This is a genomic window from Halorubrum pallidum, assembly GCF_055380345.1.
The window spans coordinates 2445532-2469291 of the sequence record NZ_AP043945.1 but is presented as its reverse complement, the minus strand read 5'-3'; the positions used below and the strand labels follow the sequence as shown (position 1 = coordinate 2469291).

The window sequence follows — 23760 nt, the reverse complement described above, 5'->3', positions numbered from 1 at the left end:
GGTCAGTCCCCCGCGGCGACGCGAGTCGTTTCGCGCACGTCCTCGAGCGCGGTGCCGAGGTCTGCCCCGGCGTCGGCGGCGCGCTCTAAGATAACGTCGGCCATCAGCGGCTCCGTGCCGACCGCGCCCGCGTACCAGATCCGGGTGCCGTCGACTGCGGTCGGCACGTCGTACCCCTCCGCGTGGTCCTCACAGAGCCCGACGTCCTCCGGTATGTCCTCTTGTGTGTGGTAGCCGTCGGCGATGAAAAGCGGGACCAAGACGACGTCGTCGCTCTCGAAGAAGTTGGGGAGATCGTCGACCTCGGGCTCCTCGTCCATGTAGAGGGCGTGGACCTCGTCGAAGCGGTCGCGCTCGCGGATCCGGTCCGCGTGGTACTCGATCGCCTTCGCCGAGTTCTCGTTGCGCTCGGTGCCGTGGCCGACGACCGCCAGCCCGAACTCCCCGCCCACGTCGGGGTCGCCGGTGACCGACTCAGCGCGCCGGACGATCACGTCGGTCATCGCGCGGTGGGTCCCCACCGGGCCGCAGTAGTGGACCTCGCGGTCGATGTCCTCTGCGACGAGCGTGGCCTGATCGGCCGAGAGGCCGTCGGACTCCCACGCCGAGACGTCCCACCCGTCGAGCCGGAGTTCGCGGGGGATCACCTGTTCGGTGAAGTACCCCTCCGAGACAAAAAGCGGGACGACGTACACCTCGTCGCCCTCGACGGTGCGAAGCACCTCCCGGAAGTGCGGCTCCTCCTTCCAGAACCCGGTCTTCACCTCGTCGAACGCGCCGGTCGCGCGGATCGTGTCCGCGTGATCGTACGTCGGCGCGCTCGACTCCGGGTTCAGGTGCGAGCCGTGTGCGACGATGACGAGCGACTGCATACCCGTTCTGGGGGCGCGCCGCTCTTAGGGACTTCGGAGCGTGCGAGCGCGCGGGAATCCGGCGGTCGAACCGTGTCTCCTCGCGCGTCTGCGTCGGCGTCTCCCTCCGCTCCGTGTCGACACCCTCTTCCCGACCGAAACGGCCATGTCCGTCGGCGCGGAGCGACCACCATGTCACTCGCAGCAGACGCGCGCGAGGCGGTCCGGGCGCGTCCGTTCCTCCGCGACGCGCTCTGCGCCGGAGTGGTGAACCACAGCGCCGCCGCCGCGTGGCTCGTCGCCGACGCCGACCTCGACGGCGACGCCGACGCCGTCGCGACCGCGCTCCGTCGCTTCCGAGAGGACCTCCCCGCGTACGAGACCGACGAGTGCGAGGCCAGCGTCTCGATGCGGAGCGGCGTGAGCGTCGCCCGCGACCGGGACGCCGACGACCCACCGACTGACGTTCTCCTCCGCGTCGGCGACGCGGCTCTCGTGGACGGCGGCTCCGAAACCGCGATCCTCGCGACCGGCGAGGTCGACGCCGCGGCGCTCGCGGCCGTCCTCCGCCGACTCGCCGCTGTGGGCGTCGCGGTGTCGGCGGCCGCCGTCGTCGGCGAGGCCCTCGTCGTCGCCGTGGAGCGCCGAGACGGTCCGTCGGCGGTGCGAGTCGTGGAATCCGCGCTGGGGGCCGTCCCGACGGACGCGTGAATCGCCGGGCCTCGGGCCAGCGCACTTCCGACCGGTCCGCGACCGCCGACTGCCCGCGATTCGATCGGTTGCGACCAAGTCATATCATGACACGACACACAACTAATCAATGTATTAATGTATAGGATATAACGGGTGTTGATGGATACACGCCGGCGCCGGTGGGAAGACGGCGCAACCAGCCTCTATGAACAGGCCGTCAGAATTCCGCTCCAAAATATCGACGCCGAACGGACGCTTCGCGACCACGTCTCGAGATTTGCGGACGCCAGCGTTCGCCGGAGCGAACTGCTCGCCGACCCCGACCTCCCGCTCACCGAGGCGTACGGCGCCGAACTCGACGAGATGCACCGCGGCTTCGATCATCGCCTCCGACAGCTCACCGGTGAGGATTACCGCGAGGTCGCGGACGCGTACCTGCGTGGCGAACGCGACGACTGGATCGGCGCGCTCGCGGTGTACTACTTGGAGTGTTACTATCGGCTGCAAGAGCGGTTGACGCTCGACGACGAGATATTCCTCTTGGCAGTCCTCCGATATCCGGACTGTTTCACCGTGAATCTCGGCTTCGCCGTCGGCGAGATCGGCGGCGACGCCGTCCACTACGAATCACCCCGGCACGCGGACACGGACCTCACGACCGACCACCACGAGCGGTACTTCGCGGAGTGTCAATACTCCCAGCGGCAGGCGGCCGAGTACATCCGAGACCGGATCCATCACGTTCGCGACACCGTTCCGGACCCGGACGCGACGCCCTTCGACGAGCGGAAATACGGCGGATTCATCTACATCACCGGTCGGCGGGGGTCGGTGTTCTCGGAGTACCTCGGTCCACTGGAGCCGGACCCGAACCGCTTCGCCGACGACGCCACGGTGCCAGGGCTGGTTCCGGAGGGACCGGAGATCGAACGCATGAAACGAGAGTTTCTCGACGGCGCGGAGTTCGTCGCCTGACGCGGCGATCTCGCCGACGCGTCCGTCCGTCGTCACACACGCGCTCGCCGGCTCTTCCACCTCGTACGCGCCGGCTCTTCCACCTCGTACGCGCCGGCCCTCCACATCCCGCACGCTTTTCAGCGGCGGTCGTGTTGGTGCGGTCGATGAACGCCGTCACGCTCGGTCCCGCCGGCACGTACTCACACCGCGCGGCGCGGGCCGTCGCCACCGAGGTGTCGTTCCGCGAGTCCGTCACCGCCATCGTCGACGCGGTCGCGTCCGGCGAGTTCGAGCGGGGGGTCGTCCCCATCGAGAACAGCATCGAGGGATCCGTCACCGAGAGCCTCGACGCCCTCGCCGACCACGACGTCGCGGTCATCCGCGAGGTCGTCACGCCGATCCGTCACGCCCTCCTCGCGCAGGGTTCCGAGTTCGAGGTCGTCGCCAGCCACTCGCAGGCGCTCGCGCAGTGTCGCAACTGGCTCGAAGCGGAGTACCCCGACGTGAGCCTCGAAGCCGTCGCCTCGACCGCCCGCGGGGTCGAGCGCGCCCGCGAGGACGCCCGAGTCGCCGGGATCGGCCACCCGGACAACGCCGGCGACGACCTCACCATTCTCGCCGAGGACATCCAGGACCGCACCTCGAACGCCACGCGGTTCCTCGTCGTCGCGCCCGCGTCCGCCCGCTCCGACGCCGGCGGCAAGACCACCCTGATCGTCTATCCCAACGCGAACTACCCCGGGCTCCTGCTGGAACTCTTGGAGGCGTTCGCCGACCGCAACCTCAACCTCTCGCGGATCGAGTCGCGGCCGAGCGGCGAGCGCCTCGGCGACTACCTGTTCCACTTCGACGTGGACGCCGGACTCTACGAGGAACACATGCGGCTGGCCGTCGACGACATCGAGGCGATCGCCGAGAACGGGTGGGTTCGCGTCCTCGGGTCCTACGACACCGAACACGTTCTCGAGTAGTCTCACGTCTCTTCTCACCGCGTCGTCGGACGAGCGTCAGCCGCGTACCAAACGCTAAGTACGGCGGGGCCGAGGGTGTCGGTATGTGGCGAGCCCGGAGGAGCCGGGACCGGCGGACGGTGATCTGCATCGCGTGTGGGGACTCGGTGCTGCGCGAGGATGCACGCGAGTATGACAAGGAGGGTGACCGCTGGAGCCGGCGAGACAAGGAGTTCGAGTACCTCTGTACCGACTGTGACGACGAGATATGTCACCAGCCGCGCGACGGCCTCGAATCGTTGATCTGTTCGATCGAGTCCGACGGCCTCTCGCGGGAGGAGTTCCTCGGCCGGTACGCCGACGCCGTCGAATCGCGTGCGACGCGCGCGGACGGTTCGATGACCGACGCCGACACGTCCAACGGGGCGGACGCGCTCGACGACGCCGACACGTCCAACGGGGCGGACGCGCTCGACGACGCCGACACGTCCAACGGGGCGGACGCGCTCGACGACGCCGACACGTCCAACGGGGCGGACGCGCTCGACGACGCCGACCCGTCAGACGACGCGACCGAGCGATCGGACCGAGACCGCTGACGACGACTTCGGCGCGGTGGCTCCACCGGCACTCGTCCGGCGGTCCCCCCGACTCCCGTGGTCCCCCGACAGGCCTTTCTAACGCACGCGCGTTGGTCGCCGTATGACCGCTGACGAGCCGAAACCCGGGTCCGCAGAGGACCAAGGTCCCGTGACGATCACGCCGGCGCTGGCGGATCGCCTCGCCGAGAAGCGCGAGGAGCTGTTCGAGGAGTTCGAGATCCGCGACGCGTTCCCCAACGAGGTGCTCCGCGAGGCCGAGGCCCGGACCGAAGACGTGTACGAGGAGATCGAAGCCGAGATCGACGAGCGGGAGGATCTCCGCGACCTGACGACGTGGACCACCGACCCGGTCGACGCGCAGGACTTCGACGACGCCATCTCGATCGAGCGAGAGGAGGACGCCTACCGGCTGTGGGTCCACATCGCGGACGTCACCCACTACGTCACTCCCGACACCGCGATGTGGGAGGAGGCGGTCGAGCGGGCCAACACGGTGTACCTCCCCGATTACACGATCCACATGCTCCCGCCCGTGCTCGCGGAGACCGTCTGCTCGCTCGTTCCCAACGAGGACCGGCTCGCGCACACGGTGGAGATGGAGATCGACGAGGAGACGCTCTCGTTCGAGGACATCGACATCTACAAATCGGTGATCAACTCCGACGAACGGCTCACCTACAACGAGTGCGAGGAGCGGCTCGACGACCCCTCTCTCCCCCTCGGCGAGGAGAACGCGCTCGCGTTCGAACTGGCGGATCAGATGCACGAACAGCGCAAGGCGGACGGATCGCTCGTGTTGAACCCGAGTCGCGACCGCGCACACACCATCATCGAGGAGTCGATGCTGAAGGCGAACAAGGCGGTGACGCACACGCTGATGTGGGACCGCGGCGTAGAGGCGATGTACCGCGTCCACCCGCAGCCGACCCCCGACCAGTGGAACGAGGCGTTAAAAGAGATCCAGGAGCTCGACGGCGTCTCCATCCCCGGCGACGCGTGGGGTGACGACCCGAGGAAGGCCGTAAACGCCGCGTTGGAGACCTCACCCGGCCGTCAGCTCAACAAGATCCAGCGGGCGGTACTGAAGGTGATGCCCCGCGCGAAGTACATGAACGACCCGTTCGGCGGCCACCACGCACTCAACTTCGACATCTACGGCCACTTCACCTCGCCCATCCGCCGACTCTCGGACACGATCAACCACTGGATCGTCCACGAGAACGACGTGCCCGAGAACCTCATCGAGCTCTGTGACCACGCCAGCGACAAACAGAAAGACGGCGAGACCGCAGAGCGGCTCTACAAGCAGTTCCTCCAAGAGCAGGGGCTCGACCCACACGCGGTGAACAACCGCGGCGTCGAGGTCGTCGAGGACCCCGACGAGGCGAAACACACCGCCTGACTCCGTTCAGTCTAGGTCCTCCGGCTGCGTGCCGATTCCCTCGGGCCACCCCGTCGGCTGCGCCGCGCTCGGCTCGGCGTGCGACCGCTTCAACACCATCACCGTGCGTTCCAGCGAGAGCACGAGGTTTCCGTCCTGGTTGTACGCGCGCAGTCCGGTGGTGACGATGCCGACGTGGTCCCGCGAGGACGACTCCCGTTTGTCCAGTACCTCCGACTCCGCGAAGATGGTGTCCCCGTGGAAGACGGGCTCGTGGTGGCGGATGTCGTCGTAGCCGAGGTTCGCCGTCGCGTTCGCGCTCACGTCGATGACGCTCATGCCGACCGCCAGCGCGATGACGAAGGTGCCGTCGACGAGGCGCTCGCCGAACTCCGTCTCGGCGGCGTACGCCTCGTTGAAGTGCATCGGATTGAGGTTCATCGACAGGTTCGTGAACCAGACGTTGTCCGTCTCGGTCACCGTCCGCCCGTAGGGGTGCTTGTAGACGTCGCCGACCGCGAAGTCCTCGTAGTACCGGCCCTGCCAGCCGGCGACGAGCCGGCGGTCCGTGCCGCCGTCGGTCGCGGTCGTCGCGGTTCGTTCCGGCGGGGCTCGGTCGGACGCACCACGTTCGGACGCGGCGCGTTCGGGTCCGGCGTCGCCGACGGCCGCGTCCGCCGACTTCGACCCTTGCTCCGGCTCTCGACGATCATGCGTATCGTTCGCTCGAACCATACGCCCTGCGACGGCGAAGCGTCAAAAGAGGGTTGCGTTCGCGCGGTCGGCGGTTCGCCCGTGATAGCAGTGTCGTCGGTGTTTTCCTGAGGACAGTCCCGTCGGCTCGGAGTCAGTCCCGTCGCGTCGCGAGCCGCACGACCGCGGTCGCACAGAGCGCGCCGACGGTCGCGATCCCGGCCAGCACGACGAACAACTCGTTCGCTCCCGCTCTGGTCAGGACCGTGCCGGCGAGCGCCGCGCCGAGTGACCCGACTCCGAAGATGGCGAGGTAGGTGAAGCCGAAGGAGAGCCCGCGGGAGTCGGGCGGCGAGTACGCGGCGACCGTCGCCTGCGAGAGCGGCTGGACGGTGAACAGCGCGACCCCGAGCAACAGCGACACGGCGAGGAACGTCGACGTGGAGCCGCTCGCGGGAACGAAAAGCAGCGCGAGCACGGCCAGCGTGGCCATGAGACCGATCAGCGCGCGTTCCGGCCGGATCCGGTCGGCGATGCGGCCGCCGAGGTACTGGCCGAATACCCCGACGGTGAGGACGGCGACGTACAGGTACCGCGCGAGGTCGAACTCCTCGGCGTAGGGGCTCGTGGGGTCGATCAGTTGCACCTCAACGAGCCCGGAGAGCACGTCCCCGAGCAGGTCCGGCAGGAAGGTGAGGAACGTCCGGTAGTAGAGCCCGCTCGACACCGCGAACCCCAACACGAGCACGAACCCGCCGGCCATGAGCGCCCGCGTGTCGCCCGCGATGCTGTCGAGCGTCATCGCCGTCGTGTCGGCGCCCGCATCACCGTCGTCGCGGTCGTCCGCCGCCGACTCCTCGGCCGCCGACTCCTCGCCGACGTCGACGGTCGCCCCGTAGCCCGCGACGAGGAGCGCGGGAACCGTGAGCAGCGCGGCGACGACCTCCCAGTCGAAGGCCAAGAGCAGGAGCGCGGTCGCCAGCGGGCCGAGCGCGATCCCGAGGTTGCCGCCGATGCCGTGGTACCCCAGCGCGGTGCCGCGCCGGTCGACCGACCGCGAGATCAGCGCGAGCCCGGCCGGGTGGTAGACGCTCGCGGTGACTCCCCACAGCGCGATCGCGAGCGTGAGGACGGGGAGGGTCGGCGCGAGGCTCACGAGGATAAAGGACCCGGCCATGCCGCCGAGACACGCGAGGATGAGCGGCTTCGATCCGAACCGATCGACGAGGATCCCGCCCGGGAGCGCGCCGACGCCGAACAGCCCGTAGCCGACCGTGACGATCCCGCCCAGCGCCGCCGCGGTGGTCGAGAACTCAGCGATCCACACCGTGATCAGGATCGGTATCGAGAGCTCGTAGGTGTGCACGAGCCCGTGTGCGCCGGCCGTGAACGCGACGATCCGACGCTCGGCTGAATCCATCGATATCGACGTTCACGGTCGGTGCTGATAGGTACCGCGGTACCCGCCGCGGTTGCCGCGAGGCACCTGCGACTGCCGCGAGGCGATCCGACTACGCGTAGTTGAGGTACGTGTACACCAGCAGTCCGACGGAGATCACGGTCACGAGCACCAGCCACCCGATCATGATCGCACCCATCTGACGATGCGTGAGGTTCTGTCCCTCGAGTATCTCTGAGACGCTCATAGCCGCACCAATTCACTGAGAGTATATAATGGGTCTGTCTCGCGCAGCCTCTGAGGCACCGCGTCGCCGCTGCGATCAGCGGCGACGTATAGACGAACGGAGAGATCCTCGTTCGACGTGCAGCGTCAACCACCGAATCGTCCTCCGCTCGGTTGTGCGGCTCCGGCAGCTGATCGGGTATTACCCCGTCGATACCGTCAGTCACAACATTTCGACTTTCGAGATCGAGAAGGGTTTTAGGTCGTACGAAAAATTGTTTATTTATTGAAAAGTTTTAAGAGGATACGAGACCAATTAGGAGCCGTAATGAGCACACAGAAGTCCGTCCGACAGGAAGCCGGCACCGTCGGAGAGAACCCGGTCCGTCTCGACGAGGAGAAGGCCGCACAGATCATCGAGGCGCTGAACACGGATCTCGCGGACGCGTACGTCCTCTATCACCAGCTACACAAACACCACTGGAACGTCGAGGGCGCGGAGTTCCTCGAGGTACACGTGTTCTTACAGGAGGTCTACGAGGACGTCGAGGACGCGGCCGACGAAGTCGCGGAACGGCTTCAGGCACTCGGCGGCGTCCCGCACGCGAGCATGCCGACGCTCGTCGAGAACGCGACCGTCGAGGCCGAAGACGAGGACGTCTACGACATCCGCACGTCGCTGTCGAACGACCTCGACATGATGGGTGACATCATCGAGAGCTACCGCGAACACATCGAACTCGCCGCCGGTCTCGGCGACTACGCGACCGAGCAGATGCTGCGCGAACAGCTCGAGACCATCGAGGAACACGCCCACCACATCGAACACTACCTCGAAGACGACACGCTCGTTCTCGATTCGGCGACGAACTGAGGGGACGTCTCGCAGTGGCAGGGCGTCTCCGACGATGCCACGCCGCCCTCGTCGGCGTCTCGCCGTTCTGTCGGCCGCCTGTACTCTCGCTGCGGTCGACGGCTCACTCCACGTTCGGCGCGCTCTCGTCGGTCCGACCCGGTAACTCCAATTCGATCTCGAGTTCGGGCTCACCGACGCCCTCGAAGTCGATCGACAGCTCAACGGGCTCTCCGAACGAAAACGGTAGTTTCCACTCGTCGGTCGTGATCGTCAGATCGTCGGCGTCACGGAGCTGCTCGCCCACGTCGATCAGGAACGACCCGGCTTCGGCCGCGTCCAAGCGGTACTCCTGTTCGAAGTCCCGGCCGCTCCTGATGACCGTGCCCTCGTCTGTCTCGGCGTTGTTGTCGGTGTCGTCAGTCGTGTCGGCGTCAGCGGCGGAGTCCGAATCGACCATCGAAGCTACCGGGTCACGTCGGTGGTCACGTCGCTCGCGATCCACCCGTCCGTGTTCCCCGATTCGAGGAACACCGATGTCCCGGGACCGCTCTCACAGAGCGATATCTCGGGCCCGCGGTGTGACTCGGGATCCGACTCCTGTCCGGAATGAGACTGGGTACCAGCGGCCATTGCCAGCGTTTAGGCAAGCCTAAAGTAAAAAGGGTGCGATTCGCGTCCGGATCGTTCGCCGGAGACGGAGGTCGACACCTTCGCGACGACCTCTCTCCGAACGACGTCTCGCGGGTCGATCACGATCCGTTCGACTTCCGATCCGGCGTCTCGCGAGTCACCGACCGCGGTCTGGGCCTCCCTCGCGGGTGAACCCGACGGTGACGCCTGGACACGTCGAATCGGCGAGTCGGCGGGCGGCGGCCGCGGAGATCGTCACGCGGTCGTCGCTGACGCTCACGGGTTCGCCGGTCACGTCGGCCAACACGGCGCGGAGGTCGTCGAGATACGCTCGCGACCGATTCTCCTGAATGAGTTGCGTGTCCTTCGTCTCGTACGTGAGCGCACGATGGCCGACGTAGATACGAGCGAAGGACTCGCGGACCGGTCGCGGTACGTCCCACACGATCCGTGGGAACGAATCGAGCCCGGCCTTCTCTCCGATCGGAGCTTCGATCGCCACGAGGCACCGACCAAGTACCGAGGCGTCGGTGGCCGGAATCATCTCTGTAGCGCGGTTGTCGATGTCTGCGTTGCGGGTGACGATACCCACGGTGAGCGCCTCGAAGACCGAGCGAACCTCGTCGATCGCGGTCGAGTCGTCGACGGTGATCGCTGGAACGAACGCGTCGCTTATCGTTCCGCCGGCGAGGACGTGTGCGAGTAACTCGACGAACGCGGCGGCGGTCTCGTCGTCGGGATCGAGCCACCCGTGATCGGCCGCGGTCTGGATTCCGCGGACCGAGTCGGGCATTCCGTCGTTGAGCCACGTTCGCACGCGACTCGGCGGTAGGTCGAGGGCGTTTCCGACGCGGGTTCGTCCGTGTTCGGGGTGGTCTGTGGCGTATTCCCGAACGCGACGATAGTCGAGGACTTTCTGCCACGGATCGGGATACTCGCGGTCACTGTAGGTTCGAGCGAGGGCCTGCGCCGTGGGGGACATACTCACGAATCGGCGCAGATCCGACTTGAACGTAGCGAGACAGTTTTCAGCGCTGAGATTTGGGCCAACACGTACATATACTGAATCCGCCTCTGTTCAGGTAGCCAGCAACCCGACGGACGGGACCGCACGCAGGTCGTACTCGCGTCTTCGGCCGATGCTGGGTGCAAACCATGAAACTATTCAACCAAAACACATCGGACGACCGTGCCGTGAGCCCCGTTATAGGGGTTATACTAATGGTCGCGATAACTGTCATCCTCGCGGCCGTCATCGGGACCTTCGTGCTCGGACTGGGCGATCAGTTAGGTGATACTGCGCCGCAAGCGAGTTTCTCTACATCGTTAGAGGGCGGTGATGCTTCTAGCGGTCTTGACTTCGATATCGAAAAGACTGGTGGGGATGATATCGATCCCGCTGATCTACGTGTGACCGTTGGGGGTACCGAAACAAACGAAACAGTAGCTACTGCCTTAGGTGAAGATGTCTGGCAAACTGGCGATATTGCCTCGTGGACTGCCGAGCCAGATGGTGGATCTACTTTAACTGCTGACGAACGGGTCACGATTCGGATCGTTCACACACCGTCTGGTAATTCGGTCTACTCCACGACGGTCACTGTCCCAGCGTAGATAACTGAACTCTATCTCCACCGGTTTTATACCTGTGTCCGATACCGCAACCCAAGCACACCGGTGTTGAACTGCTGAATCGTCGCAGGATCTAACTCCTCGCGAGCGTCAAGAATATTTTTCAGACTGAATCAGGCGCGCGAACATAGCATCGACGACCACACTCATCGATGGATCGTCGTCAGGACCGCTCACTACGATCTCGCTCGCTCTTTCAGGCCGCGGCTCGTGACGTTGCTCGCGGCGCAAAAACATGGACTCGCGGGGGTCCCGTGAGTGGAACGAACGGGACCAAGCGAGGGAACGACTGAGCGAACGAAGTGAGCGAAGAAGTGGACTCGCGGGGATTTGAACCCCGGGCCTCTACGCGGCTCAGAGCAACCCTCGGCGTCTCTTAGGCCGCCTCGGCTTGCTTCGCCGCGTGCGCACGAAGGAACCTCGCGGGTTGCCAACCCCCGAGTACGAACACGCGCGACGGCGTTCAGTACGCGAGGTACGACAACCCATGAACGCCACACCGCCGCGCGACGCGATGAACCGCTACCTGAACGACAAGGCCAACGACGTGACCGACTCCACGCTCTCGAACTACGAGACTACCCTGCGGAAGTTCGTCGGCTGGCTCGAAGACGCGGGCGTCACGAACCTCAACAACCTCACCAGCGACGACATCCAGCAGTTCAAAGAGTGGCGGCAGGAGCAGGTCAAGACAATCACGCTCAAGACCGACATGACCTGTGTGAAGGACTTCGTCCGCTTCTGCGAACACATCAACGCCGTTCCGAAGGACCTTCGGATGATGGTCCGCATCCCCAAACCCGATGACGCCGAGGAGGTCGCCGACGCCGTCCTGACGAAGGAGGAAGCGACCCAAATCATCGAGTACCTCGACAAGCACGAGTACGCGACCCTCCGGCACGTCATCGTCCTGCTCCTCTGGAAGACCGGGATGCGTCGGAGTTCCCTGTACGCGCTCGACACGGACGACTTCGAGGATGGGAGCAGACCCTACCTCCGTGTACGTCACCGCCCCGAGACGGAGACTCCGCTCAAGAACAAGGGCAAAGGCGAGCGCGACGTTCGCATCAGCGACGAGGTCGCCGCGGTCCTCCGTGACTACCTCCGCTTCAACCACCCGGAGGGGGAAGACGAACACGGACGGACGCCCCTGCTGATGTCCAGCCACGGGAAGCGGTGCGAGCCGACGACGATTCAGCGGAACATCTACACCGCGACTCGCCCGTGCCACTACACCGGAGAGTGCCCGATGGGACGCGACCTACAGGAGTGCGAGGCGACCTCCTACAACACCGCGAGCAAGTGTCCGGCGTCGGTGAGTCCGCACGCGCTCCGGCGCGGCTACGTCACCGAGGCGCTGAACGCGGGTCAACCGAAGGACGTGACCGCCGACCGTGTGGACATGTCTCGTGAGGTAATGGACAAGCACTACGACAAGGCAACGAAGAACGAGCAGATGGAACGTCGGGAGGACTATCTCGTGGACATCTAATAATAGCCTTAGTTTTATTTCCATAACGTTTCTTAAGCAGAGTATGGCTAGTGTCCCCGACAACTACGAGAAACTTGCAGATGGAATAAAATCGGAATATGATGAGAACGGAGGCTTTGTTGACTGGATTTCCCGTAATGCTGGTTCCAAAATACCCTCATTAGACTACTACCAAGCCGGACAGATAGTTGCAGAGATGCCTGATGACATTTTTGCGCCGGCAACAGCGACTACTCTTGCAGACGATTTGATTTCTTCAGAGAAGCGTCATATTGTACAACAAATCGGGGATGCAGAAGACGATGGCATAATCGAAGTGAATTCGATGCCAGACTATTCGCATAGCGGATTAGTTGAGGGGTTTGGCGAGGTCCGAAACCCCTCCTTGCTGATTCTGCCGACTAAGAAAGGGAGACCAAAGAGGATACATGACCAATTGAATCGAGTGAATACCGTACCGTATGGGGCGAAAGACGTTGATGTTGAATTCCTTTCCTCGACCGAGTTTGATTTAGACATGCCTTGTTGAACGCAAGACAGCGTCGGGGTAGGGTCGGTAACTCACGGTTTCACGGCGTTAAAGCACGGTTCTTACACTCAGAAGATGTAGTAGCTGCCGCTGACGGTGTTGCTCGAAGAGTCAAAACTATGCCATCTTACTCCCTTGATCAGATGACGATGGCGATGCCTCTCCCAAATATGTCCGGAGAAGGGGGAGCAGGCGGCGAGCCCTAACTCGCCGCCTGCGTTAGGTTATGGATGATGCACTTCCGCGTGAGCTCCCGGAACTGGCCGTGCCAGCTCCGGGAGCGTAGCTTCTCGCCGTCGTCTTCCTTCAACTGCGAGAAGCCCGTTTCACTCATCCAGCGCTGGTTGTAATCCTCATTCATCCGGGCGTTGTGAGCCTTCTGTAGCGGTGTTTGCTCTCTGTGCTTGATCAGTGGTCGCGTTGAGTTGGAGCGACACTCCTCACGGAGATCGCTCCATGAGTAGTTTGCGTCGGCAGATAACACGCGCAGGTCTTCCGCGTTCCGGCGGAAGACCTGCATCCCAATATGACCGTCCCATGCCTTCTGCGTCGTGAAATGAACGTCCTTGATCGCTAGCGAATTCACGTCGATCAAAATCGTCGTCTTCATCGACTGAAACGAGAAGTCTGCGCGGTCGCGGTAGTGGTAGCTGGTTTGATCGCGTTGAAAGCCGCTTGCGTCAATTGCGGCTTCACCACTCCAGCCCGCCTGCTCCGCCGAAGCGCGGAGCAGGCGGCGGAGTTCACGCATTCGGTACTCCTTTTCCCACCGACAAAACGAGCTGTAGTGCGGTGCGTCGTCAAGATCAAACACGGCGAGGACGCCGGGCATTTCGTTGAGGTAGTCTTCGGTCTCACGGAGACTCTTCTCCAGTTCGACGCGGTACAGGATCAACGCGATCTGCACCCACTCGGCGTACCCGTCCGCGCCGTCCGGCGCGGCGGGTACGTCCGGATCATCAACATGCTGTTTGGCAAGGTCTCGACACATCCAAGCAAGCCGTCTGAGCGATGCCATATCGCCAGACGGCGTCCATTTCCGGGTTAATCTGGCGGAATATTACAGTAAGAGCGTCCCAGACCGTCGTCACTAGGCGGCAAAACAAGGCATGTTCTCCTCAAGCCCGCTCTGGTACGTCCAGTCGAAGGCCCCGCCGACTTCCTCGGCGTAGGCCATATGGTCCTTCACCGTGTCCAAGACGCCTTGGAGAGCCGCGAAGTATTCGCCGAAGTTGGTGACTCCCGTCTCCAACTGGATAGTGTCGAACAGCGGCATCCGCACACGGCGAACGAGGAACCCGTCCTCCGCCTCCGGGACTTCATTCTCATCTACTTCGACGGGGAGAGGAACGGGAATCCGAACGTCTTGCTCGTCCTCTGTCATCGCATCAAAGGTCATCTGCCGACTACCGGCCTCACCGATGTCCGCCCCGGTGAGTTCACGCTCGTTCCGGAGCGTGTCGGTGCGGTAGATGGGGAGGCGACGAATCGTGAAGCCCGGATTGGTCTCCTTTGCCTTCCGGTACGCAGGGAGGATTGCGACCACGAACCGAATTTGTGCCATCAGTACGGCGAAGGGGTGGATGTCGAGGCCGACAACACGCGGACGGGTACAGAGGTCCCGAAGGTGGTCCTCCCAGTCGGGGTTGTCCTCGTAGCGTTCCACATCGTCGATGTATCGCCGGACGGCCTCGACGAGGAACGTCCCAGAGCCGCACGCAGGGTCAATGAGCCGCTGGTTCGAGACGCCGCGCTCGTAGCCTACGCCGTCCATAATGTAGTCGATGACCGGCTGCGGCGTGTAGAACTCACCGAGCGCTTTTCGTGTATCCGGGTCGAAGTACTTCTGGTAGAGGTCGCCGAGAAGGTCGCCCTGAACGTCCGAGAAGTCGAACCGAAGGACGTTGAAGAAGACCTCGGCGACGGCGCGGCTGAATCGGTCCCGAGTGGCTTCGCTAATGCGCTCAACGGAACCCGTACCTTCGGCGACTTCTCTAAACTGGCTCGCCCCGGTTTCGTGCCCTCTGGCCAGTTGCTCCGCGTAGCCGTCGGTCCACCACACGAAGATGTCGTCTTGGAACAGGCCCTCGACCAACTGGTCCTGCATGTCGTCGATGAGATTGTCGGCGGCGACGGGGAAGGCGTCGAGGTTGATGCTGTCGCTGAAGCCCTGAAGACCGCGGAAGTAGTCGTCCATCCCGTCGTAGCCGGTGCCGGCGAAGAAGTCGTGGTCCTCGGTTGCCTTCGCCAGCAGGAGCCGGGCGAGGAGTGCGTGGCCGCTCTCCAGACAGAACATGAAGTCTTTGATAGACTGCTGTCCATCGATGAAGGACTCCCAAGAGGGAGGGATGTCGTCGTCGTCCGGGACTTCTGCGTAGGTCGCCTCCCAGAAGTCGTAGGCCCCCTTCACGAACTTGGCCTCTCGGTCGTCGCGCAGTTCGTGGAGCAGGTCCATCATCCCGATGACGAGGTCGGCAAACGGGCTATCTTCTTCGAGCCGGAAGGTGTCGAAGAAGTGTTCCTGCCCGAGTTCGGCCTGCTGGTCCAGCGGAACCGGGTCGAGGTCTCCAAGGAACCGATTAACGTCGTCGGGGTTCGTGAGGTCGAATTCACGTTTCTGGAGCGCGCTGAACAGGTCCCGAGCATCGCTTTCGGTGACCGAATCGACCGAGACGGCCACAATCGGACGGTCTTCACCCCGACGGTAGAGTCGGAGTTCGTTTCCGTTCGTTAGTACGCCGTACTCTGCCCGGAGATTGTCGATGTAGTGGAACAGTTGGTCTTCGTGACCGCCGAGGTCTCGTCCGGTGGTCTTGAACTCGTAGACCGCGGTGACGGCTTCATTCGTATCGAGGGTGATGTAATCCGGACGGCGGTTGTCGGGAAGGGTGAACTCACTACGGATGTCGGTTCCCGTTCCTTCGTAGCCGAGCGCATCGTAGAAGCCAGTTTCGAGGAACAGGTTCTCGACATCGCGCTCGCTCATGTCGTCATCGGTGCGCGAGCCGATGGCGTCGAGGGAATCGAAGAACGAAGATACCTCAGGCATGTCACTGACTCCTTACCGCCAACTCATAAACGTTGACGACGTGGAATTACTTCCACTACGGTTAGCGAGTTTTCAAGAGGGTTTGTTTCCCTTGTTGTCGTATGGACGAGATTAGTGAGTTAGAGCGAAGAGTAGACCGACTCGAAGACAGGCTGGAAACTCTGGAAGAATCGGTCCAGGGACGGACAGCTTTTGATGGGATAGAAAGGCGACTTGATGAACTCGAAAATAAAGTAGAGGGTCACAGAGGTATCGAAAATGAAGTCGAAGAACTCAAACGGGAACTAAAAGACCTGAAGCGTGATTTGACTGGGCGTTAGCCAGTTCTATCTACGAATTTGTGTACAAGCCGACGCGGACGAACGCGATGAGGCCGTCCGCGAACTCCACGACGTGCTTCGACGGAGCGGGTCGTTCCGCGGCCCGAAGGCCGTCCAGTTCGTGTTCGATGGCGACCTCGTGGACGACGACGTGTTCAGCGTGCGCATCGAACGCGGCGACTCTATCTATCTCCCCATCGGGACCCTATTCGTCGAGGAGACGAGAGTTCTCGAAGCAGGCCACGCCGTCGCACGAAAGTAGTGTCGCTCCAACTGCTAAATTCTTCGTGCAGTAGACGCAGAATCCGGACCGACAGGGATGGTGGCATCAGTATGACTTTCTGATTCTCTGTCAGTTCGCGAAACAGATTTATTCTCACAATACGTATGTATCAGTACGACCAGCCATCCTCTTGAATCCGTTTCGGTGAACACTCACCATCCCCGGCTGGCAACACCCAACCAATTTGCCTACTTCGACGGTAGCCGTGGCTCTACGTCGAGTGTTCATCGAGGTTCCACTATGCACGACTCTGAGCAACCGGAACGAAAGCCGAATCCAATTGACGCACCAGACACGAATAACGCTACTTACCTCGGCTGGTCTGACATCCCTCAATACGAGGAGTGGCCCGCAGACTACCATCCGCCGAATAAACGAGACTACTTCCAGTATCTTGACCGGCTGAATAGCGGTCTTCAGAACGGTCCGAAGTATCAGAATAAGCGCTACGAGACGTACTGTCTCAATCGGTGGCTCATCTTGTGTATGAGTAGCCATCTGAGGATGAGTGATAGGCTCCGGCAACTGGCGGTTGACCTATTCAATGGTCTCCCTCGTTCCAAGTTCGGAGTTCGAATACACGTCTCCGCACTCGTCACCTGCGGCTACGTAATCCATCAGCACGACCCGCGCCGGGAGTGTCATCCGCAGACGAGCGCCGAAGCGTTCGACCCCTTCGTTGAACAGGAACGGGTCAACCTACGTATCCCCCGAAAACAGTACGCGAGCCTCTATGGAAAAATCGAACATCGTGTCCGAACTGGCCAACTGACTCCCTCAAAACACGATGCCTACGAAGTAGACCCGGCAGGTCTCCAAGCGTGGCGAGAAATCAATGAGGAGTGGGACGACAGCTGGCTGTGAGGTAGGGGTATTTAAACCCATTTCTATTAATGAGGGTGAAGCCCGAAGAAGAAGCCGAACTGAAACCCATCGTAATCACCGGGCCTGATTCGGTTGTCGCGGTTCTGGACTTTCTCTCTCGTACCTCGTCTAAGTTCTGTTGTTAACCAAATCGAACGTGTCCGGAGGTTGCTGAAAAGGAGCATAATGTACTCTGCGGCCTCATCGGATTACGGCGCGTTGAGAACTACGCTTTCTCGTCACAGCGTCGTTGATAGAGCCGACCTCTAACAAGATGGCTGTTTCAGAAGGTTGTCGTCTTCGGTATCGTTCGGCTCTGTCCGAACGTATTTCGTCGCTCCATCCTTCACACCCTCCACCTCTGTTTCATCTCCATCGTGTTGTACGACTACCGTATGTCCATCATTTTCCACCCAATCATACACCTCGGCTGGTGTTCGAGTGGTGATACCGCCGTTCTTTGCGGGGAACCCTATACTCTCGATACATCGGCAGTCATCGTACTGTGAGCCGTCATCAACGTTTACGCACTCAACGACATAGGTTGCCATTACACACTCTATTAGAGACGGTCGGGGTAAAAGAGTCAGCCAACCAGAGTGAAAGTGGACCGTTCTACTCCCTTAGATACGGACGCTGGAGAAGTATTTTCGCTCGTTCATCATTAGTTTCCGAGTGGATGACAGCAGATAGGTAATCCACTTCGTCCTTCGAGAACACCGCGAACGCCTCCGGTTCATCGGCTTCCTGTTCGTCGACATCGCTATCCGGTGACTCCGCCGGACGGCTACTCACGACGCCGACGATGTTCTCGTTGTCGTCGAGTTCGACGACCGGGAAATCCTCCGGCTCGTGGACTTTCGAGGCGTTCGGTGGGTGATTCTTCCGCCCGGCGACCTGCCCGAGGTGAATCAGCACCCCGTGCTTCCCCCGGAACGGCACGCCACAGTACGGGCAGAGCCGGGCGACGCTCTCGACCTCGCGCTCCGCCGGGTAGTTCACCTCGACTTCCCGAGTGCCGACTTCTTCGAGGTCGTCGAGGGAAACCTCATCCGGAATTTCTCCCTGCTCACCGTGACCGTCGCCGACGCTTCGGAGGACATGGAGATACATCCCGCGGGCCAACTTCTCGGCGTCGCACCCCTCGACGGGGCACTTCACGACACGCTCCGCGTTCCGGCTCGGTTCGTCGCTCACGCGACCACCCCGCGGACGACGGCGTTCTGAATAGCGATGCGCTTTTGAGCGGCAGAGTTGTTGCTTCGCATGGCTTTCTGGTACCACGGAAGGCCACCGTCCGGTGTTCCAGCACCGGGCGTTTTCCAACGCCCCGAGGGGACGGTGTCCTCCTCGATGCTTCCTAAGACGGCAGTAACTAAATAGTTACCGCCTTTGACGGTACTGTTAATGTGGGAAGCCCCGAACGTGGAGGTATGAGTGACGGCTCGAAACCGGGACCGAAACCGAAGGTGAGCGACGAGGAGATACTTCGCTTGTTCCGCGAGAGCGCCGACCCCGTTCTTTCGACTGCGGAAGTGACCGAGGAGGTCCCGCTGAAGCGGCGCGCGACCTACGACCGGCTGGTCGCGCTCGACGAGCAGGGGAAACTCGACTCGAAACAGATTGGCGGGCGAAATACCGTCTGGTGGCTGACTGAGATGGACGAGGAATAGTCGGGCGAAGGCTCACCCCATTTTCCGCAGGGCTTCTCTGCGCGCTTCGATGGATGCCGAATCGTCGTCCGAGCGAGCCTCCTCCCGTTGCTCGGAGAGCCACTCCGCCTGATACTCGCCGACGGTCGCGTCGATGATTTCCCGCTCGATTTCTCGTTGCTTGTCTCGGGTAGTGGCGTACCCGTGTATCTCGATGAGTTTCGCAACGTGGTCCACGTCGAAGGGCGGGTCTGGTTCGGGCATACCGGTGTAACTCCCTACGAGCCGCAGAACTGTAAGTTTAAAGACAAAAGTCGCCGGGAGTCAATTCTTCGCGCGACAGCCCGCGCGGCGCTCATCGGGTTCCTGTACGCCGAGTTACTCCGTCATTATGCGAAATCGCCAGACGGTGCGGGCCGAGTGAGAAAACATCACCGACACGCGGTGCCGAGTGGGTTTCTGGCGCGCGGTATGAGACGCGAGTTGGTGAGCCGGTGAACGACTGTTCGTAGGGGTGGTCGCCGAGGCGTGCGAGCGGCTCAACTGGCGGGGTTGGTCGAGGTCGTCATTATAGAAAACTGCGGTACGTCGTCGGAGTAGTGAGATTAAATCATCAACACACTACCGGCAAGCGGTGCCGCACGACGGTACGAACACACCGGTTTCTGGCGGAGGTAGTTATTTAAAGAAGCAACGCCGTGTTGCGATTACTGAACGCGCGTAGCGCGTATGGACTCGCGGGGATTTGAACCCCGGGCCTCTTCCTTGCGAAGGAAGCGATCTGCCGCTGATCTACGAGCCCTCATCGTCGAACAATCGCCGTTCGTATTTGTACCTTACCTTTCGGCGACCTGCACGCGAGTCCTTCCCAGCCGGCGCACGACGCAGTCGCCGAGACCGACGGGATTAGGTGGCTGCCGCACTGACATCGGTGTACATAGCGGTGTGGGCGGTGTGTCCGCTCCGCCAGCATCATCGCGCTGTCTCCGGATCGCTCCGGCGTCGCGTCCGCCGCCGACATCACGATTTTGAGATGCTTCCCATATTCGTTACCCTTTTGCGTCCGCGGGATCCAAATAGGGGCATGGCAGAAGCGACGGCGACGACGGACCCCGACCCGGCCGCGATCGCGGCCCTGAAACACGTCGGGCTCGTCGGCGGCCTGACCGAGACGAAGGTGTCGTGTGCGGCGCTCGCCGACCGGCTCGACGCCTCGACGCAGACCGCCTCTCGGCGGCTCCAGACCCTCGAATCCGCGGGCTACGTCGAGCGCGACGTGGTCGGCGACGGCCAGTGGGTCCGGGTCACCGACGCGGGTGAGGCGGCGTTGCGCGCGGAGTACGCCGACTACCGCCGGCTCTTCGAGACGGACGTCGACCTCGTCCTCCGCGGCGCGGTCACCGGCGGGATGGGCGAAGGTCGCCACTACATCACGCTCCCCGGCTACGCGAAGCAGTTCCGCTCGCGGCTCGGCTACGAGCCCTTCCCCGGGACGCTCAACGTCGACCTCAGCGAGGAGAGCGTTCGCCGCCGCGGCGAACTGGCCGGGATCGACGCGGTCCCGATCGACGCGTGGGAGGACGACGACCGGACCTACGGCGCGGCCTCGTGTTACGGCGTCACCCTCGTCGCGGGCGACGAGCGCTACGAGGAGGCCCACGCGATCGTCCCCGACCGCACGCACCACGACGACGACCAACTGGAGCTCATCGCGCCGGATCGGCTCCGCGACGCGCTAGCGCTCGATGACGGGACCGAGGTCGAGATCCGCGTGGCGGCGACGGCTCGGGCCGACGACCCGGAGACCGACGCGGTCGAGACGGAGGTGGCCTGATGCGCGTCGACGCCGACGGGTCGAGCACAGCCCGTCCGACGTCCGATCGATCGCCGGTCGACCGCGCGCTCGGCGCGTTCCGCGCCGGCGAGCCGGTCTGCGTCCACGACTTCGCGGACCGCGAGGGAGAGACGGACATCGTCTACCCCGCGGGCGCGGTCGACGAGGCCGCGGTCGCGCATATGCGCAACGACGCCGGTGGGCTGATCTGCGTCGCGGTCAGCGACCCCGTCGCCGACGCGTTCGGACTTCCGTTCCTCGCCGACGCCCTCGATCACCCCGCCGTCGACGACGATCCGGCGTACGACGACCGGTCCTCGTTCTCGCTGCCCGTCAACCACCGCGAGACGTTCACAGGGATCACGGACGAGGACCGCGCCCGGACGATCGTCGAACTGGCGACCGCGGCCGCGGCCGTCGCCGCCGACCCTGCCGGGTACGGCCCCGACGACTTCGCGGCCGAATTCCGCGCGCCCGGACACGTCCACGTGCTCCGGGGCGCTCGCGACGGGCTCGCCGGCCGGACCGGCCACACCGAGCTCGGCCTCGCGATGGCCGAGGCGGTCGACGCCGCGCCGGCCGCCGTGGTCTGTGAGATGCTCGACGACGAGACGGGCACGGCGCTATCGCCCGCTGACGCCGCCGCATACGCCGAACGGCGAGACATCCCCTACGTCGAGGGGGCGGACCTCGTCGACGCGCTCACGGACTGACCTCCGCGCGGTCGGCGCGCGCCGACGAGCGGCCGCCAGCGGCGGCCGAGAGTCGCTCGCGCGAGGGAGGTGGCGGGTCGGCGCGGCTCGGCCCGCGCCGACCTGTCCGCCGAGGGTGGGGAGGCGTGAGGCTGCGGTGCCGTGCGAGACGGGGAGCGAACCACGCTCCGTCGAACCGGAAACCGGGGGCTCGTTTCTCATAAATTTAAGCCCGGAGGTCACGACCGCTCATTCATGGGATTCGACGAGATGGACGTCGACACGATCTGGAAGAACGGTGAGTTCCTCGACTGGGAGGACGCCACCACGCACGTTCTCACGCACGCGCTCCACTACGGGACGGGCGTGTTCGAGGGCGTCCGCTGTTACGACACCGAGGAGGGACCGGCGGTCTTCCGGTGGGAGGAACACCTCGACCGCTTGTTCGACTCCGCGAAGCTGTACGACCTGGACATCGGCCACTCGCGCGAGGAACTCACCGAGGCGACGCTCGAACTCCTCGACCGACAGGACCTGGAGTCCGCGTACATCCGACCCATCGCCTACTACGGCTACGACTCCCTCGGTGTCTCGCCGAAGGACTGTCCGACCGACCTCGTGCTCGCGGCGTGGCCGTGGGGCGCGTACCTCGGTGAGGAGGCCCTCGAAGAGGGGGTCGACGTGATGGTCTCCTCGTGGCGGAAACACGCCTCCTCGCAAGTCCCCACGAACGTGAAGACCACCGGCCTCTACGTCAACTCCATGCTCGCGGGCGAAGAGGCCCGTCGAAACGGCTATGTCGAGGCCATCGTGTTGAACAAGGAGGGGAACGTCGCCGAGGGCCCGGGCGAGAACATCTTCATGATCAACGACGGCGAGATATACACGACCGGGCCGGCTCAGTCCATCTTGGAAGGGATCACCCGAGACACCGTTATCACGCTCGCCGAAGAGCGGGGCTACGAGGTCCACGACGAGGCCGTCATCTCCCGCGGACAGCTGTACACCGCCGACGAGCTGTTCTTCACCGGCTCCGCGGCCGAGGTGACGCCGATCCGCTCGGTCGACGACACCGAGATCGGTGCGGGCACCCGCGGACCGATCACCGAGGAGCTACAGGACGCCTTCTTCGATCTGGTGGAGCGGCGAACCGACACGCACGACGACTGGTTCACGTACCTGTAGGACGCCGAATCCTCGTCGGTCGCCCCCGCTCGCGTCGCTCGCGGTTCGGTCTTCGTTCCGCTATAGACGAGCGAGGCGAGTGACTCGGGGTCACGTCCCGAGGCGGTTCGCCCTACTTGGTCCCCGTACCGACACCCTCTGCTCCGCCCCCGTCACCGCCCTCGCCTGCCGCGCCGTTCTCGTCGTACGCGCCCTGATCACGCCCTTCGGGACGGTCTCGCGCTCCCGGGTCTCCGGCGGTGGAGACGCCGCCGACCCCGCCCGGACGGCCGACGGCTCCGTCGGGTGCCGCCGCCTCCTCGACCGGGACTTGGTGGGCCGACTCCGCGAACCCGGCCGAGAGGACGCGCGTCATCCCCTCCTCGACGGTCTCGCCGGTCTCTTCGATCTTCTCCGGTTCGACCTCGATGACGAACCCGGTCGTGATGTTCGGCGCGGTCGGCATGAACAGGACGACCTTCCCGTCCCGCGTCTTCTTGCCGGTGCGGAACGCCGTCATCCGAATTCCCGGCCACGTCTCCAAGTACACCGGGCTCTGGAGTTCGTCCGTGCCGGAGACGGCCGTCTCGATCGCGAGTTTCGAGGCGTTGTACACCACCCGCAGCGCCGGGATGCGGTTTATCGCGCCGTCGACGGCCGACTCCGCGACCCGCCCGAGCGTCGTCCGCATGAAGTAGCCGACTGCGAGCACGACGGTCGCGAACACGGCGAGCGCGATGACCACCCGCGAGACTGGTTCGAGCGGTCCGGGGATCATCGTCGGCTGGAGGTCGTCGATCAGTGGGATCGAGGCGATGTACTGGTAGATCCACTGGATGACGAGGAGGAGCACCAACAGGGGCGCCAGCACGATGAGGCCGCTGGCGAAGTCGCGTTTCCACGTGGACATCTATCGGATCGGTATGCGGCGGCGAGGGTTAAGAGGGCTTCTACGCGATGGCTCCGTCACCGGCGCGTTGCTGGGCGCTGGTCGGCGTCATCTCGCTGTCTC

General features: G+C 63.4%; 27 protein-coding genes, 1 tRNA gene and 3 pseudogenes. 16 read left to right on the top strand and 15 right to left on the bottom strand.

Annotated elements, in window-relative coordinates; translation table 11 throughout:
- Positions 1-2: 2 nt before the first annotated feature.
- A complete protein-coding gene (locus ACZ45C_RS14265) occupies positions 3-872 on the bottom strand; it encodes a CbiX/SirB N-terminal domain-containing protein (RefSeq protein WP_460561388.1) in 870 nt (289 codons plus the stop codon).
- 171 nt (positions 873-1043) lie between these two features.
- Here ACZ45C_RS14265 and ACZ45C_RS14260 point away from each other — a divergent pair, with 171 nt between their 5' ends.
- The 5 genes and pseudogenes from ACZ45C_RS14260 (at position 1044) to ACZ45C_RS14240 (ending at position 5455) form a co-directional block, all read left to right on the top strand.
- On the top strand, positions 1044-1562 hold the full coding sequence (locus ACZ45C_RS14260; protein ID WP_460561386.1) for a DUF7523 family protein: 519 nt from the start codon (positions 1044-1046) through the stop codon (positions 1560-1562).
- Positions 1563-1703: 141 nt separating this feature from the next.
- Positions 1704-2519 carry a hypothetical protein gene (locus tag ACZ45C_RS14255; protein WP_460561384.1) on the top strand — a complete coding sequence of 272 codons (816 nt, stop codon included), beginning with the start codon at positions 1704-1706 and terminating at the stop codon, positions 2517-2519.
- Between the two features lie 146 nt (positions 2520-2665).
- Positions 2666-3472 carry a prephenate dehydratase gene (gene pheA, locus ACZ45C_RS14250; protein WP_460561382.1) on the top strand — a complete coding sequence of 269 codons (807 nt, stop codon included), beginning with the start codon at positions 2666-2668 and terminating at the stop codon, positions 3470-3472.
- A gap of 119 nt (positions 3473-3591) precedes the next feature.
- Positions 3592-3846, top strand: a pseudogene (locus tag ACZ45C_RS14245) (DUF7562 family protein); the annotation flags it as partial.
- 307 nt (positions 3847-4153) lie between these two features.
- A complete protein-coding gene (locus tag ACZ45C_RS14240; RefSeq protein WP_460561378.1) occupies positions 4154-5455 on the top strand; it encodes a ribonuclease catalytic domain-containing protein in 1302 nt (433 codons plus the stop codon).
- A gap of 6 nt (positions 5456-5461) precedes the next feature.
- On the opposite strand, the gene ACZ45C_RS14235 is transcribed toward ACZ45C_RS14240, so the two are convergent.
- The 3 genes from ACZ45C_RS14235 to ACZ45C_RS14225 form a co-directional block, all read right to left on the bottom strand.
- A complete protein-coding gene (locus ACZ45C_RS14235) occupies positions 5462-6169 on the bottom strand; it encodes a MaoC family dehydratase (RefSeq protein ID WP_460561376.1) in 708 nt (235 codons plus the stop codon).
- Between the two features lie 112 nt (positions 6170-6281).
- Positions 6282-7547, bottom strand: coding sequence for an MFS transporter (locus ACZ45C_RS14230; protein ID WP_460561374.1), 1266 nt, complete (start codon positions 7545-7547; stop codon positions 6282-6284).
- 91 nt (positions 7548-7638) lie between these two features.
- Entirely contained in the window at positions 7639-7773 is a 135-nt protein-coding gene (locus ACZ45C_RS14225) for a hypothetical protein (RefSeq protein ID WP_460561372.1), read from the bottom strand.
- A gap of 306 nt (positions 7774-8079) precedes the next feature.
- Between ACZ45C_RS14225 and dpsA the strand changes: the two genes are divergently transcribed.
- Complete coding sequence (gene dpsA, locus ACZ45C_RS14220; RefSeq protein WP_460561370.1) at positions 8080-8625, top strand: DNA starvation/stationary phase protection protein DpsA; 546 nt, start codon at positions 8080-8082, stop codon at positions 8623-8625.
- A gap of 103 nt (positions 8626-8728) precedes the next feature.
- Here the strand turns inward: dpsA and ACZ45C_RS14215 are convergent, their stop codons facing one another.
- From ACZ45C_RS14215 to ACZ45C_RS14205, 3 genes are all read right to left on the bottom strand, one after another.
- Positions 8729-9064, bottom strand: a complete 336-nt coding sequence (locus tag ACZ45C_RS14215; protein ID WP_460561368.1) for an amphi-Trp domain-containing protein — start codon at positions 9062-9064, stop codon at positions 8729-8731.
- A 5-nt stretch (positions 9065-9069) separates the two neighbouring features.
- A complete protein-coding gene (locus tag ACZ45C_RS14210; protein ID WP_460561366.1) occupies positions 9070-9237 on the bottom strand; it encodes a hypothetical protein in 168 nt (55 codons plus the stop codon).
- A 157-nt stretch (positions 9238-9394) separates the two neighbouring features.
- Positions 9395-10219 carry a hypothetical protein gene (locus tag ACZ45C_RS14205; RefSeq protein WP_460561364.1) on the bottom strand — a complete coding sequence of 275 codons (825 nt, stop codon included), beginning with the start codon at positions 10217-10219 and terminating at the stop codon, positions 9395-9397.
- Between the two features lie 173 nt (positions 10220-10392).
- Here ACZ45C_RS14205 and ACZ45C_RS14200 point away from each other — a divergent pair, with 173 nt between their 5' ends.
- Positions 10393-10851 carry a type IV pilin domain-containing protein gene (locus tag ACZ45C_RS14200; RefSeq protein WP_460561362.1) on the top strand — a complete coding sequence of 153 codons (459 nt, stop codon included), beginning with the start codon at positions 10393-10395 and terminating at the stop codon, positions 10849-10851.
- 26 nt (positions 10852-10877) lie between these two features.
- Here ACZ45C_RS14200 and ACZ45C_RS14195 read toward each other — a convergent pair.
- Positions 10878-11106: pseudogene (locus ACZ45C_RS14195) on the bottom strand (DUF7386 family protein).
- 250 nt (positions 11107-11356) lie between these two features.
- Here ACZ45C_RS14195 and ACZ45C_RS14190 point away from each other — a divergent pair.
- Together ACZ45C_RS14190 and ACZ45C_RS14185 are read left to right on the top strand one after the other, a co-directional pair.
- On the top strand, positions 11357-12361 hold the full coding sequence (locus ACZ45C_RS14190; protein WP_460561360.1) for a tyrosine-type recombinase/integrase: 1005 nt from the start codon (positions 11357-11359) through the stop codon (positions 12359-12361).
- Between the two features lie 43 nt (positions 12362-12404).
- Positions 12405-12890 carry a hypothetical protein gene (locus ACZ45C_RS14185; RefSeq protein WP_460561358.1) on the top strand — a complete coding sequence of 162 codons (486 nt, stop codon included), beginning with the start codon at positions 12405-12407 and terminating at the stop codon, positions 12888-12890.
- A 202-nt stretch (positions 12891-13092) separates the two neighbouring features.
- On the opposite strand, the gene ACZ45C_RS14180 is transcribed toward ACZ45C_RS14185, so the two are convergent.
- Positions 13093-13908: an IS5 family transposase gene (locus ACZ45C_RS14180; RefSeq protein ID WP_464374304.1), complete on the bottom strand. Its 816-nt coding sequence runs from the start codon at positions 13906-13908 to the stop codon at positions 13093-13095.
- 90 nt (positions 13909-13998) lie between these two features.
- A pseudogene (locus tag ACZ45C_RS14175) lies at positions 13999-15939 on the bottom strand (N-6 DNA methylase); the annotation flags it as partial.
- A 101-nt stretch (positions 15940-16040) separates the two neighbouring features.
- On the opposite strand from ACZ45C_RS14175, the gene ACZ45C_RS14170 reads away from it, so the two are divergent.
- From ACZ45C_RS14170 to ACZ45C_RS14160, 3 genes are all read left to right on the top strand, one after another.
- Positions 16041-16259 (top strand): hypothetical protein, encoded by a 219-nt coding sequence (locus tag ACZ45C_RS14170; protein WP_460560838.1) that lies wholly within the window; start codon positions 16041-16043, stop codon positions 16257-16259.
- Complete coding sequence (locus ACZ45C_RS14165; protein WP_464374343.1) at positions 16249-16521, top strand: hypothetical protein; 273 nt, start codon at positions 16249-16251, stop codon at positions 16519-16521. Before ACZ45C_RS14170 ends, ACZ45C_RS14165 begins: the two co-directional genes overlap by 11 nt.
- A gap of 261 nt (positions 16522-16782) precedes the next feature.
- Positions 16783-17406: a hypothetical protein gene (locus ACZ45C_RS14160; RefSeq protein WP_460560842.1), complete on the top strand. Its 624-nt coding sequence runs from the start codon at positions 16783-16785 to the stop codon at positions 17404-17406.
- A gap of 266 nt (positions 17407-17672) precedes the next feature.
- Here ACZ45C_RS14160 and ACZ45C_RS14155 read toward each other — a convergent pair whose 3' ends face one another.
- Both ACZ45C_RS14155 and ACZ45C_RS14150 read right to left on the bottom strand, forming a co-directional pair.
- Positions 17673-17957 (bottom strand): DUF3892 domain-containing protein, encoded by a 285-nt coding sequence (locus ACZ45C_RS14155; RefSeq protein WP_080508485.1) that lies wholly within the window; start codon positions 17955-17957, stop codon positions 17673-17675.
- 64 nt (positions 17958-18021) lie between these two features.
- Complete coding sequence (locus tag ACZ45C_RS14150) at positions 18022-18603, bottom strand: C2H2-type zinc finger protein (protein WP_460560844.1); 582 nt, start codon at positions 18601-18603, stop codon at positions 18022-18024.
- Positions 18604-18839: 236 nt separating this feature from the next.
- Between ACZ45C_RS14150 and ACZ45C_RS14145 the strand changes: the two genes are divergently transcribed.
- The gene (locus ACZ45C_RS14145) at positions 18840-19079 is read left to right on the top strand and encodes a hypothetical protein (protein WP_058367401.1); all 240 of its coding nucleotides are present in this window, start codon (positions 18840-18842) and stop codon (positions 19077-19079) included.
- 12 nt (positions 19080-19091) lie between these two features.
- Here ACZ45C_RS14145 and ACZ45C_RS14140 read toward each other — a convergent pair whose 3' ends face one another.
- Together ACZ45C_RS14140 and ACZ45C_RS14135 are read right to left on the bottom strand one after the other, a co-directional pair.
- Entirely contained in the window at positions 19092-19322 is a 231-nt protein-coding gene (locus tag ACZ45C_RS14140) for a hypothetical protein (protein WP_058367402.1), read from the bottom strand.
- A gap of 466 nt (positions 19323-19788) precedes the next feature.
- Positions 19789-19860 (bottom strand) — tRNA-Ala (locus tag ACZ45C_RS14135).
- A gap of 282 nt (positions 19861-20142) precedes the next feature.
- On the opposite strand from ACZ45C_RS14135, the gene ACZ45C_RS14130 reads away from it, so the two are divergent.
- The 3 genes from ACZ45C_RS14130 to ACZ45C_RS14120 all read left to right on the top strand — a co-directional run bounded on the left by ACZ45C_RS14130 (position 20143) and on the right by ACZ45C_RS14120 (position 22769).
- Positions 20143-20892: a DUF120 domain-containing protein gene (locus tag ACZ45C_RS14130; RefSeq protein WP_460560846.1), complete on the top strand. Its 750-nt coding sequence runs from the start codon at positions 20143-20145 to the stop codon at positions 20890-20892.
- On the top strand, positions 20892-21605 hold the full coding sequence (gene ribB / locus ACZ45C_RS14125) for a 3,4-dihydroxy-2-butanone-4-phosphate synthase (protein ID WP_460560848.1): 714 nt from the start codon (positions 20892-20894) through the stop codon (positions 21603-21605). The genes ACZ45C_RS14130 and ribB overlap by 1 nt, the downstream gene beginning before the upstream one ends.
- A gap of 234 nt (positions 21606-21839) precedes the next feature.
- Positions 21840-22769, top strand: a complete 930-nt coding sequence (locus ACZ45C_RS14120) for a branched-chain amino acid transaminase (RefSeq protein ID WP_460560850.1) — start codon at positions 21840-21842, stop codon at positions 22767-22769.
- Positions 22770-22881: 112 nt separating this feature from the next.
- On the opposite strand, the gene ACZ45C_RS14115 is transcribed toward ACZ45C_RS14120, so the two are convergent.
- Positions 22882-23658 (bottom strand): DUF502 domain-containing protein, encoded by a 777-nt coding sequence (locus ACZ45C_RS14115; RefSeq protein WP_460560852.1) that lies wholly within the window; start codon positions 23656-23658, stop codon positions 22882-22884.
- Positions 23659-23760 lie beyond the last annotated feature (102 nt).